Origin of the sequence: Flavobacterium azizsancarii, assembly GCF_027980145.1 — a bacterium.
Taxonomy (GTDB): Bacteria; Bacteroidota; Bacteroidia; order Flavobacteriales; family Flavobacteriaceae; genus Flavobacterium; species Flavobacterium azizsancarii.
This window is the reverse complement of the sequence record NZ_JAMZNK010000014.1, coordinates 19,903-33,071: the sequence shown is the minus strand read 5'-3', so window position 1 is coordinate 33,071 and position 13,169 is coordinate 19,903. Positions and strand designations below refer to the sequence as shown.

Genomic DNA, 13,169 nt, shown 5'->3' with positions numbered 1-13,169 from the left:
GGTTAGTTTACATTTAATTGGTTAATTTCTAAGTTACTCAGCTCAACGCCATTTTTTGAAGAAACGCAAAGAGTGGTATACGGCTGGTTTGGGAAAAAGATTTCAGTAATTACTTTTTCACCATTGTTGTAAAATATTTCGATAGATGTTTTGTCCAGAATGATTTTAAAAATCCCTTCTTTTTGACTTCCGTCTAAAGCTGCTTTGGTAATTGTTGAGGCAAACTTTTCTGAGAAATCAATTTTTCCTGATTTCAAGCGATCCACAAATAAATAATGTTCTGTATTATTAATTCCGAAAGTCACCGTTTCTCCATTTGCATTTGAAAGTGTAAAAGTGTAGGTGTCCTGTTTAAGATTTCTGATATTAAAATGAAGCATCGCCTTAGTCAAATCAATTTTCCCTGCTTGAACCAACACTAATTTTCCTTTCCCTTTCAGGCTTTTCACTTTGATTGTTTTACCAATGTATTTGTTTATTTCTTTTACAGGAAAATTAATCAAAGTATAATCGTTCCCTTTTTTGATTACCTGAAGTTCACGCGCAATTGTTGTGGCGCTTCTCCAGGATTGTGTTGGAACTTGTTGTGCATAATCCCAATTCGACATCCAGCCAATAAATAATCTTCGTCCGTCAGCACTTGGAATATTATTCCAGGTCACGCCTGCATAATTATCTTTTCCGTAATCAAGCCATGCCGCTTTTTCTTGTTCTATTTTTTTAGCAAAATTAGATTCTAATGTAAAATTTGTTCCGTCGAAATCACCAATGAAATATTGTGTTCCCGATCCTCCGTTCGCGCCGCCGGGATTCAAATTCTGAATTAAAACCCATTTGGATTCATTGGTTCCTTTTACTTTTATCTCAAAGAAATCAGGGCATTCCCAAACTCCTCCGTGAGCGCCAATATTTTTTCCGAACTCTGATAAATATTTCCAGTTTTTAAGATCTTTTGAAGCGTAAAACTGAGTTCTGTCCTGTGCTGCCAAAGACATTATCCATTGTTGATGGGTTTCATCCCAATTTACTTTTGGATCACGAAAATCACGAATTCCGGGATTTTTAATCACTGGATTTCCTTGTTCAAATTTCTGCCATGTAAAACCATTGTCATTCGAATACGCAATATCCTGCTGCTCTACATCAATCTTTCCTTCTTTTTCTTTGGTCATATCATGCAGCGTATAAATCGCCACAATAGGAGCCGTTTTTCCGGTACCTAAACCCGATGTATTATGCGTATCGACAACAGCACTTCCAGAAAAAATATATTTGTCTTTTTCAGGATAGAGTGCAATTGGCTGTTCCTCCCATTTGATTAAATCTTTACTAATGGCGTGCCCCCAATGCATAGGTCCCCAAACACTTTTTTCAGGATAATGCTGGTAATACAAATGATAATAACCATCAGCATAGAACATTCCGTTAGGATCATTCATCCAGCCATTTTTTGGAGTAAAATGAAAATTAGGACGGTACATTTTTTCTTCTGTAGCAATGTTTGTTGCAACAGCAGTGGTTTGTGCAAAAGCCGAATAAGGTTTGCATCCTCCAATAGAAAGTACCATTGCACTATAAAATGCCAGCGGTAGATGTTTCTTTGATGTCATGTTTTTTGATATTTTTTTTGGTTAGATTTTCACTTAATACTTCTAAAGAGATTCCTTTAGTTTCAGGCATTATAAAAATTACGAAGAGCAACTGCAGCACCATCATCAGTGCAAAAATTAAGAATACCACATCAGGTCCGATTTCTGAAAAAAGCATCGGAATTAAAGAGGGAATAATGGCCGCTAAAACCCAGTGTACGGAACTCCCGAAAGCTTGTCCCGACGCGCGGATATGGTTAGGAAAAATTTCTGAGATGAAAACCCAGATCACGGCTCCCTGCCCAATGGCGTGTGAAGCAATAAATAAGAAAAGGAAAATTGGTACTGATAATCCTCCCCAATTGTAATAAAACGAAGCAGAGACTAATCCAAGGGAAATAATATATCCTACAGAACCAATGTACATTAACAACTTTCTTCCTAATTTGTCAATTAATGCTACTCCGATTAAGGTAAATATAAGATTGGTAATCCCAATGCCGATACTGCTCAGTAAAGCGGTATTTTGTCCTAAACCTGCTTCTTGAAAAATTCTTGGGGCGTAATATAAAAAGGCATTGATTCCTGAAAACTGATTGAAAAAGGCAATTAAAAAAGCCAACATCAACGGAAAACGATATTTTTTCATGAAGATATTCTCATGTTTGGTAACTCCGTTTTCTCTGGAATCATCCATTATATCTTTTAGATCCGCAGTGGGATCAATTTGAAACAAAACTTTACGGGCTTCTTCGTCACGGTTTCTAGACAATAACCATCTTGGACTTTCTGGGATTGTAAGAATAAAAAGAATATAAATAACGGATGGAATCGCCTGAACTCCTACCATCCAGCGCCACGCATTTTCTCCGATATCCTTTAAAAAGAAATTGGATATAAAGGCAATTAGAATTCCTAATACAATATTGAACTGATACAACGCTACCAAACGTCCGCGTTTCTCTGGCGGAGCAATTTCTGATACATAAGCCGGAGCAGCAATAGTTGAGGCGCCAACACCTAAACCGCCTATAAACCTGAAAGCGGCAAATACATAAGGATCGTTTGCAAAAGCAGCACCAATGGCAGAAATAAAATATAAGATTCCGATCCAGAACAATGTCTTTTTACGTCCTATTTTATTGGTTGGAATTCCTCCAAAAATGGCTCCTATAACAGTTCCCCAAAGTGCCATTGCCATAACAACAGATCCATGAAAAGCATCAGATGAATGCCATAGAAGCTGTAATTGTTTATCAGCTCCAGAAATAACTACGGTATCAAAACCGAATAGAAAACCTGCCAGTGCAGCAGTAACAGACCAAATCAATATCTTGTTCATTGTAGATGTATTAAAAACTTATCGCTAAGATATCCGCAAAAAAAACAACTTATTTTTAATGATGTTACAATTTAATTCCTTAAATATTGATAGATTGACACAAAAGAATTAACTGTCTTATTTACAAGGTTTTATACTTATTGAAATTTAATTACGAAAACCATGTAGTTTCGATTATGTTACATTTGGTACAAAATTGATACATAAAATGGAATGCTTTTGTATTAATTAGAATTTGATGTTTTGTATTCTTTAGGAGAAATTCCAAATTTATTCTTAAAAGCTGTAGAAAAATAATTGGGAGAAGAGAATCCAAGTGAGTACGCAATCTCAGAAATATTCATCTGATTAGACTTTAAAAGCTCAGCAGCTTTCTCTAATTTGACATTATTGATATGATCACTAATATTGATTCCTATAATTGCTTTTACTTTTCGGTACAACTGAACTCTTGAAACTCCGAGCTTGTCGGCTAAATCCTCGACAGAAAACTTAGGATTTTCAACATTCTTCTTAATAATATCATTCATCTTGGTTATGAAAGTTTGTTCCTGATTGCCAAATTTAGACTCAGGTTCAACACGGTAAATATTATTGGTGTAATAATAACGAAGTTTTTCTCTGTTGAAAAGCAAACTCGAAATGGATTGTTTTAAAATAGAAAGACTAAATGGTTTTGTTAAATATTGATCAACCCCGCTCTGCAATCCTTTTAACACCGATTCTTTGTTGCTTTGCGCTGTTAGAATAATAATAGGAATATGGGAAGAGCGCAGATCTTTTTTTAATTCTCTACTAATTTCATAACCATCTTTGTCTACTAAATTGATATCGCAAATAATGATATCGGGAACAATTTCCATTGCTTTTTCAATAGCATCACTTCCATCAGAAGCGTACACCATATATTCACCGGATAATTTTGCTTTTAAAAATGATACTAGATCAATATTGTCTTCTATGATTAAAAGGGAATGTTTCTCTGATTCAGCAATTGTGTTTACTTCTTTAAAATCAGGTTCTATATCTAAATTATCTGTTATAAGATTTGGAGTAATATTGAGATTTTCTATTTCATTTACAATCTCTGAAGGCTGTAAATGACTGTTTGCTTTCAATAAAGTAATCACGAATTCACTTCCTTGTTTTGATTTGAGTTCGATCGTACCGTGATGCAAAAGCACAAATTCTTTAGACAAATGAAGTCCAATTCCTGAACTGTTTTTATTATTGTTTGAAGCTTTAAAAAATGGACTAAACACGTTGGACAATTCATTTTCAGGAATTCCAATTCCCGAATCCTTAAAGTTTATTTTTACTGTATTATCCTGATTTTCGAGAATCGAAATGGCTATTTTTCCGTTATCCGGTGTGAATTTAAAAGCATTGGAAAGCAAGTTGAAGTACACTTTATCCATAAGTCCTCTATCGATAAACAACTCCAGATTTTTATTTTTCATCGTCAGCTGAAAATCGATATTTCTGCGGGCAGCTTCGCCTTTAAAATTAGTCATTACCTCATTGGTAAAATCATAAATCTTAGTTCTAGAAGCTCTTAGGGTAAATTTTTGCTCTTCTATTTTTCTAAAATCCAGTAGCTGATTTATTAACCGCAGTAATCTGTTCGAGTTTTTATGAATAAGTTTTACCTCGTCAATAAGCGCGGTTCCTTTGATTTTTTCATTTTCGATCAGGGACTCCACATAACTCATAATCAGCGTTATTGGAGTTTTAAATTCATGGGAAAGTCCGGTAAAGAAATTCAGTTTCGCTTCGTTGCTTTTCGATGCAATCTTTGCCATTTCCTGTATTTCACTATTTTGACAGATTACGGTTTGATTGATATTTTCAAGCTGTTTTTTCTTTTTTGAAATAGAAATCGTCGAATAAATACTGTAAATGGTCAGACTCAAAATAATCACTAAGAAAAAACTCAGCAAACGTACCAGATTGTTCTGGGAAGCATACTCTTTTTCCTGTACTTTTATGGCTCCCTGCTGCGACTCAATAACCGCTTGTTGCTGATCTACCTTATCCATTTGGTTCTCGATAATTTCAGCATTGTTCTGGTCGATCACAATGGTATTTAGAATATTGTTCTTAGAAACAGGTTCTTTATGGTACATTTTTAAAGCCAGTTTCAAAGCTTCATTTCCTCCCGTAGGATATAAAATGGTTCCGTTTAAAACGCCGCTTTTAACCAGTTCAATCCCTCCGTTTACAGAATTTAATCCGTCTACACCTAAAAATTTAATTTTATTCTCTAATCCAACTGTCTTTGCCGTTTCCCAGGCGCTCAATGCCATTCGATCGTTATGGGCAAAAATGTATTCAACATCAGGATTTTGTAAAAGAATTGTTTTTAAGGGCGCATTAACAGATTCTTTTTCCCAATTGCCGTGAATGGTATTGACAATCGTAAAACGTTTATTGCCTTTAATGATCTGATCAAATCCCAGACTGCGCTCATAGGCCGGTGAAGAACCGTTTGCGCCTGTAATTTCGACTATTTTGCCTGAAGCTTTGCTGTGTGAGATGATATATCGGGCGGCAACTCTTCCAATTTCAATATTATCAGCTCCAAGATAAGCCGTGTAATTTTCGCCATCGATCTTGCGGTCTACAACAAGAACCGGAATTCCGGCTTTAATCGACTTCTCTACAACTGCAGTTAAGGGTTTGGACTGGATTGGAGATACAATAATTACATCTACTTTATTGGCTATAAATCGCTCTATATCTTCAATTTGTTTATTGACATTGTTATTGGCGTCAGTAATTTTTAAATCGACTTCAGGTCTGAGAGAAGCTTCAATTTTTATCGAACTGGTCATTTGTTTGCGCCAATCGTCTGTGGTCATTGCTTGCGAAAAACCAACTTTTATTTTATCTCCCTGTTTTTGACTGCACGAAACTAAAGTTAATGATGCTAAAAATAGCAGCAAAATATATTTTACAAATGGATACATGAAATTATGAGTTTATGTAAATGAAAATAGTTTTCAAAAAAAATACCTTACTGAACCAACAACTTGCCAAAATAATTAGGAAGGATTACTTTGCACAGACAAGCGGGAAGGATATATGATAAGGTAAAATTAAACTTTTATTTGATCTTTGCAACTTAGTATTGAAATATCTTAATCAAAAACAGCGATACTTAAAAAACGCTCTGACTTACTGATAAGGCGCGTTGTTCCTGTTAAATAAGACGATACTATACACATAGATAATTAACCTGCAAAGCTTTGTTTTGTTCCCTTCATTCTAAAACTTCTCAGGCTCATCCCTTTGTGTCTTTTAAAAAATTTATTAACATGACTTTCATCCGAAAATCCAAATTCATCTGCTATCTCATGAACTCTTTTATCGCTAAATTGTAGTCTGTGCTCTATCAGGCGGATCCTGTAAGAAGAAATATAATGCTGAATGGTTTCGCTACATTGCTTACGAAAATAACTGCCAAGATAAGTTGGCGATAACCCAAATAGATCTGCAATTACTGCTATTTTCAAGCGTTCGGGATTACGTATATGCTCTTGAATATAATCCAATATTTGCATAATACGTACATCTGCACTTGGAGAAATATTTTTTGGTTTAACCGCTGATATATTTCTTGCAGCAATAACAATAATCGCATTTACTAAGTGAGCAATCAGGTCTTGGTTATAAATATTGTCATGCTCAATAGTCTGCCCTAGCTGCCCCATAAGGATACGAACCATTTGTTTATCTTGATGGCCCGCCAAAACCGAACCTGTCAAATCAGAAGCATAATATAAAAGACATTCAATATGATCGATGCTTTTCCATTGATATTCTCTAATATAATTTTCACCAAAACGAACCACTATAAACTCACAAATACCATATAGGTCAAATTCATGGCAATCATTGGGCGTAGTCAAAAATAAGTCTCCCGACCTAAAATCTACTTTATTTCCATTTGTACAATAGCTTCCATTACCTGATATAACATAAACCATTTCAAAAAAATTAAACTGCCTGTCACGCAGTGGACATGTATCGATTTTTTCATAAAATACTTCGAGTGACTGATAAATATTTTCTCTTCCCATATGGTAAAGATACCTAAATAGGCTTGAAATATACCTGTAATAAGGCGCTTTACCGGTCTACTTTTGCCAAGCACAAATAAGGATTATAAGTTAAGGTTGTGTTGAATTATAAAAATCACTGAATATGAAAAACACCAATTTGAAGAATATAGATAGCAACCTTTGGCAGGCTATTATCAAAAGTGAGTACATGCAGATAGACTATGAAAGCTTGCTGGAGAATGATCCAGCGCAAATTAGAGCCAAGGAATTAACATTGTCATTAAAGGAAGAATCTGCTGAAATACCTGATGAGTTACATCTGGAAAATATTCAGATTCCTTCTTCTAAAAATAAACGTACCATCTCATTGAGAACATACAAACCTGCCAAAAAAGGTACCTTACCAGTATTGCTTTATTTTCATGGAGGAGCTTTTATATATGGAACTCCAGAGCAATATGATTTTTTATTTTTCAGATTGGCAATCGATATTAATGCAGTAATTGTTTCTCTCGATTACCGATTGGCGCCTGAAGATCCTTTTCCGGCTGCTCTGGAAGATGGATATGATGCGCTGCTCTGGTTGTCTGAATATGCGGGGGATATCCAAGGGGATAAAAACAACATTATCATTGGTGGAAGCAGCGCCGGAGCAACTATTGCTGCTTCTCTTGCCCATCTGGCAAGAGATAAAAAGCAAGTAGAAATTCAGCACCAGTATTTACTTTATCCAGCAATGGATCATCGCCTGAAAACCCAATCAATGCAAGACTTAGCAAATGCTCCTATGCAAAGCAAAAAAGCAGCACAATGGATGTGGAAACATTATTTACCACACCTGATCGATAAGCCGCCAAGATATGCAGTGCCGTTATTGGAAGACAATTTCAAAGATTTACCAACTGCAACAATCATAGTATGCGAATTGGATCCTCTGAGAGACGAAGGAAAAAAATATGCTGCAAAATTACAACAGGCCGGTATTGCAGTTAATCTATTGGAAATACAAGGAGCTGTGCACGCCTTTGATTTTTTTCCATGTCAATTATCTGATGCTTTTTATACACAGCAAGTTCAATTATACAATGAAATTTTAAATCCTGAAAAATGAAAAAAATAGTAGTTATAAATGGGCATCCTGATAAAGAAAATTTAAACAGTGCAATTGTAGAGACTTACATTAATTCTGCCAAACAAAACGGTTCACAAGTTCGCTATATCGCCATCGGAGCGCTCAACTTCAATGCTAATTTAGAGTTCGGTTATTCTCAAAGAATGGAATTGGAACCTGACTTGGTAAAAGCCTTGGAGGATATTAAGTGGAGTGAACATACCGTATGGATACATCCTATGTGGTGGCTGGGTATGCCAGCAATTATGAAAGGTTTTTTCGACAGGACATTTCTTCCGGGTATTACCTTTAAGAGGGATGAGAAAGGTGTTACCCAAGGATTATTAAAAGGAAAAACAGGAAGAATTATTACAACCGCAGGAGATTTATCCCTAACTATTTACAACGAAATCTATAAGTCAAGCGGACTAGTACAATTAAAAGAAGGGATTTTAGCTTACTGTGGAATATCTCCTATCGAAAGTGATTTTATTGGACCTTTGAATGAATTAACCGAAAGTGACACATTACAATGGCTAAAGAAAATCAAACACCTAGCCTTCTTAGACTCCAAATCGATTTGAATCTTTTTTATAATTAACTCATTGGGTATAATTGCTTTTAACATATAAAAGTTATGTCTGAGCACGGAAAATTATACCCAACGATTTTTAATCCAACATAAAAACAATCAATCCTCTTGCACCATGTGCTCCAAGAACTAATGACTGCTCGATATCAGCTGTTTTTGATGGTCCTGCGATAAAAGTTCCGAAACCATACTGCTGATTGCCAATTCTTTCATAGGCCTGATGCATGGTGGCCAAAATATCATTTTTATGAACTATAATAGCTAAATATTGTGCAATAAAAGGCGATATACGTTGTCCAAGTACATCATCTGTAACCCAAAGTGCACTATTTTCGGCTACACCAAAATGAGCTTTTATCACATTTAGTTCCACATCGGCAAGCGAATGCGGATCATCACTCGTCCAGTCTAAAGATGCAATTTCAGAAAGCTCCGAAATTGTGGTTATGATGCGTTTTTCGAGTGCATAATTTTTCTTTATATAATCAAGGATTTCAGCGTAACTAGCTACTTCTACTAGATCACCTCCAATATTTTGCAGTACCGTTTTATAGGTTGCCAGCACATCAGCATTCTCTGAACTTAAAAGATTCAGATCAGGCAAGTCTGTAATAAAAGCAGGTTGATTTTGCTTTATTTTATTTAAAATATCCGCTTTACTACTCATTGTCTTTTGCTTTTGCTTCTCTTGAATTTTTCTTGTACCATTCTCTAAAAGATTCCTCTGGAACGTCTGGCATTTCTCGCTGGTCGTACCATTTGTTCATTTTATTATTGACTAGCCCTGGAATGTTTTTCATCACAAAACGCCCTGATTTTCCTGCGATATTAAAAATCGTTGGATTAGCGAGAACTTTCGCCATGGTATTCATTGCAATTGTTTTGGATGTTGGTGTATGTCCTTCTTTTACCAAAACCTGACGCCATTTATACAATTGGTCGTGTATATCAATTTTTACAGGACAAACATTGGTACAAGAACCACAAAGTGTACTTGCAAATGGTAAGTCGGCATTTTTACTCATGTCCAGATTGGGCGCCAATATAGAACCAATTGGTCCTGCAACGGCATTGTGATAACTGTGTCCGCCACTTCGTCTGTAAACAGGGCACGTATTCATACACGCACCACAACGAATGCATTTAAGGGAATTTCTAAAATCTTCTCTTCCCAGTTGCGTACTCCTACCGTTATCGACAATCACGATATGAATTTCTTTTCCGTCCCTAGGCTTTTTGAAATGACTTGAGAATGTGGTAATAGGCTGTCCAGTTGCACTTCTGGCCAATAATCTCAGGAAAACACCTAAATGTTTGCGCTCGGGAATTAGTTTCTCAAATCCCATACTGGCAATATGAACATCGGCTAGATGTGCGCCCATGTCTGCGTTTCCTTCATTGGTACACACTACGATTTCACCCGTTTCTGCAATCGCAAAGTTAACTCCGGTCAACGCTACTTTTCTGGTTAAGAAGGTATTTCGTAAACTCAAACGAGCTGATTCGGTTAGATATTGAGGGTCAATATTACCTTTTTCTGTTCCCAGATGTTCATGAAAAGTTTCACTTACATCTTCTTTTTTTAGGTGAATGGCAGGCAAAACAATATGGCTAGGCGGTTCTTTACGAAGCTGAACAATATATTCTCCTAAGTCTGAATCAATCACTTCGATGCCTTTTTCGGCTAAATAATCATTCAAATGGCATTCTTCTGTAAGCATTGATTTTGATTTCACCATTTGCTTTACATCGTGCTTTGCCATAATCGAATGTACAATTTCGTTGTGTTGTTTTGCATCGGCCGCCCAATGTACGATGATACCATTTTTCTGCGCATTGGCTTCAAATTCAATCAAATAATCATGAATATTAGAAAGCACATTGTTTTTAATCTGTGAAGCGGTTTCGCGAAGCAATTCCCAATCTGGTATTTGATGCGCCGACTTATCACGCTTTTCACGGACAAACCAAAGTGTTTCGTCGTGCCAGTTTACGCGTTCTACATCTTTATTAAAATGCGTGGCGGCCTGGCTGTGTTCGATTATTTTTTTTGAAGACATTTTTTCTTATTTATTTCACCATTAAGAGATTAAGTTTATAAAGCTTTAACTTAAATTATTTAATCTCTTACTGGTAAAAAGAATTTTAAGTTTAATTTTAAAATCACCTAATTTCCTAGTGAATTTAAAATTTCGGCGATATGAATGGTTTTGATCGGGCTTTTTTGTCTTTTCAGAATTCCTTCTAAATGCATCAGACACGACATATCCCCACCTGTAATATAATCTACATGCTGGTTTTCATGATCCTTTATTCGGTCTTGTCCCATTTTTACAGAAACGGCTTCTTCGGTCACACAGAATGTTCCTCCAAAACCACAGCATTCATCTTTTCTGGATAACGAAACCAAGTCCAATCCTTTTATATTGTGCAATAATTGTTCTGGTTTAGAAAAAAATGGGGCATTAAGCTCTGTCATCTGCGAAAGCTTTAATCCACGCTGACCGTGACAACTTACGTGCATTCCTACTCTGTACGGGAAATTTCCGTGGATGGAATCTACTTTTAGAATATCGGTAATAAACTCTGTTAGTTCAAATACTTTCCTTCTCATCTCTGCGGCTACTTCTTCTTGATTCTGGTCATGTAAATGTTCCTTTACATGTAAAACGCAACTTCCCGATGGGCAGACAATATAATCGAATCCTGCAAAATTGGCGATAAAATTAGCATCGCAGCCTTTGGTTAAATATTGGTATCCGCTGTTTGCCATAGGTTGACCACAGCAGGTTTGTCCCATTGGAAAATGAACATCGCAATCTAATTTCTGCAAAAGTTCATAGGTGGCAATACCTACTTTTGGATAAAACTGATCTACATAACACGGTATAAATAATCCGATTTTCATTTTTTTATATTTTTTAAACCCGTGTGAGATACAAAGTCACAAAGTTTTTTTTTATCTTTTTTTTTATCTCGCAATCGTGATTGCGGAATTAATTCTATTTTTAGTGTTTGTAAAATTTCAAATCAATCAAATCATTCTGGATCGGTTTAGGATTCCAGTTTTGATGAATCGCTAGCGCAGCACCCAATGCACTTGCCTGTGCCATCGAAGCCGCATAAACTTCTATATCGGGATAAGCTTCTGCGAGTAAATTCATGAAAATTGAATTTTTACTAAAACCTCCATCCACAAAAATCTTTTTTACAGCACTATTATGAATTACTAAATTAGTCGAAAAAACCTGTTGTTCAACAAGGTCAAGCATCAATTGATGATACGCTATTTCGTAGTTTTTAAAATTCTTCAAATCTCTTTTTTGAAAAGGACATTCTTTCAGAATATCAAAATCATATTTCTTTGGATAAATGATTTGAAAGTTTATCGCTCTTAAATTTGAAACTATCTTTTTATCAAAATATACCTCTTTATAAATATCAACCGGCACATTAAAATGTGCTGCTAATCTTTTGGTCTGCACTTCATGTTCGTTCCCTGAAAACAGACGGGCTGCTTTTACAGGTTCATCAGTATATTGCATGTAACACAAACAATCTTGTTGCAATTCTTCAAAAGTCAATTGTTTGTTATTGAACGGATTCAGGGAAATACTCCATGTTCCTGTAGACAGTAAAACGAAAGGCTCTGTAAAGTTTATGGTGTAGGGAATAATCGCAGATGAACTATCGTGCAAACCAACGCCAATGGCTAATCCGTCTTGCTTTTTAATGGTATGTTTTCCGTAATGAAGCGGTGGGATTTTATCTGAAATGTTTTCGTTTTTGAGCCACTTATGATACTTCATCTTCTTGAAATTCCAAAGATTAGTGTGGCATCCAATACTTGTAATATCAGCGTAAGGCTCATTGGTTAAAAGAAAACTTAAATATTGCGGTAAATGCAAACAGTATTTTACCTGTTTGAATAGTTCCGGGTTTTCTTCTTTGAATCTGTAAATCTGCATCCCGGAATTCAGACTTCCTAAAACAGGAGAAGCTGTTTTTACTGCAAAAACCTCTTTTCCTTTGTATTTAGTATAAAAGTCATTTTTTAACTCCTCCGGATACTCTTTCAAATAATTATACAGAGGAGTTAAAACTTTTCCTTTTTCATCAATGTAGACAAAACTAGCACCATAGGTACTAAAATTGATGGCTTTTAGAACGTAATCCGTCCTGTTTTCTATTTCTGATAAACGTTCGGATATCCAGTTTTTTAGCACTTCAATATCTTCGCAGGGAAAACCATCTTCATCGACAGTTTCATCAAGATTCACTGATTTTTCCCAAACAATTTTATAATTTTCATCAAATAAAAATACCTTTTTGTTTGTTTTGCCAATGTCAAAAATTGCAACTACATTCATTTAATTAATTATGAATTATAAGTTATTAATTATGAATTACAGAATTATGATTTTTGCTCCGTCTTTTTGTTTTTACATCAAAGGATTGGTAAAAACAAAAT

Annotated in this window: 10 protein-coding genes; 2 read left to right on the top strand and 8 right to left on the bottom strand. The window is 35.5% G+C overall.

Annotated elements, in window-relative coordinates:
• Positions 1–2 precede the first annotated feature (2 nt).
• The 4 genes from NJT12_RS10795 to NJT12_RS10780 form a co-directional block, all read right to left on the bottom strand.
• Complete coding sequence (locus NJT12_RS10795) at positions 3–1,610, bottom strand: glycoside hydrolase family 32 protein (protein WP_271335910.1); 1,608 nt, start codon at positions 1,608–1,610, stop codon at positions 3–5.
• Positions 1,573–2,931 (bottom strand): sugar porter family MFS transporter, encoded by a 1,359-nt coding sequence (locus tag NJT12_RS10790; RefSeq protein ID WP_271335909.1) that lies wholly within the window; start codon positions 2,929–2,931, stop codon positions 1,573–1,575. The genes NJT12_RS10795 and NJT12_RS10790 overlap by 38 nt, the downstream gene beginning before the upstream one ends.
• Positions 2,932–3,155: 224 nt before the next feature.
• The gene (locus tag NJT12_RS10785; protein ID WP_271335908.1) at positions 3,156–5,900 is read right to left on the bottom strand and encodes a substrate-binding domain-containing protein; all 2,745 of its coding nucleotides are present in this window, start codon (positions 5,898–5,900) and stop codon (positions 3,156–3,158) included.
• Positions 5,901–6,164: 264 nt separating this feature from the next.
• A complete protein-coding gene (locus NJT12_RS10780) occupies positions 6,165–7,013 on the bottom strand; it encodes an AraC family transcriptional regulator (protein ID WP_271335907.1) in 849 nt (282 codons plus the stop codon).
• A 124-nt stretch (positions 7,014–7,137) separates the two neighbouring features.
• Between NJT12_RS10780 and NJT12_RS10775 the strand changes: the two genes are divergently transcribed.
• Both NJT12_RS10775 and NJT12_RS10770 read left to right on the top strand, forming a co-directional pair.
• Complete coding sequence (locus tag NJT12_RS10775) at positions 7,138–8,106, top strand: alpha/beta hydrolase (RefSeq protein WP_271335906.1); 969 nt, start codon at positions 7,138–7,140, stop codon at positions 8,104–8,106.
• The gene (locus NJT12_RS10770) at positions 8,103–8,690 is read left to right on the top strand and encodes an NAD(P)H-dependent oxidoreductase (RefSeq protein WP_271335905.1); all 588 of its coding nucleotides are present in this window, start codon (positions 8,103–8,105) and stop codon (positions 8,688–8,690) included. Before NJT12_RS10775 ends, NJT12_RS10770 begins: the two co-directional genes overlap by 4 nt.
• An 87-nt stretch (positions 8,691–8,777) precedes the next feature.
• Here the strand turns inward: NJT12_RS10770 and NJT12_RS10765 are convergent, their stop codons facing one another.
• The 4 genes from NJT12_RS10765 to NJT12_RS10750 all read right to left on the bottom strand — a co-directional run bounded on the left by NJT12_RS10765 (position 8,778) and on the right by NJT12_RS10750 (position 13,068).
• Positions 8,778–9,365, bottom strand: coding sequence for a LutC/YkgG family protein (locus NJT12_RS10765; protein ID WP_271335904.1), 588 nt, complete (start codon positions 9,363–9,365; stop codon positions 8,778–8,780).
• A complete protein-coding gene (locus NJT12_RS10760; protein ID WP_271335903.1) occupies positions 9,358–10,758 on the bottom strand; it encodes a lactate utilization protein B in 1,401 nt (466 codons plus the stop codon). The genes NJT12_RS10765 and NJT12_RS10760 overlap by 8 nt, the downstream gene beginning before the upstream one ends.
• A gap of 107 nt (positions 10,759–10,865) precedes the next feature.
• Positions 10,866–11,606 carry a (Fe-S)-binding protein gene (locus NJT12_RS10755; RefSeq protein ID WP_271335902.1) on the bottom strand — a complete coding sequence of 247 codons (741 nt, stop codon included), beginning with the start codon at positions 11,604–11,606 and terminating at the stop codon, positions 10,866–10,868.
• A gap of 100 nt (positions 11,607–11,706) precedes the next feature.
• Positions 11,707–13,068, bottom strand: a complete 1,362-nt coding sequence (locus NJT12_RS10750) for an FGGY-family carbohydrate kinase (protein WP_271335901.1) — start codon at positions 13,066–13,068, stop codon at positions 11,707–11,709.
• Between the last annotated feature and the right edge of the window lie 101 nt (positions 13,069–13,169).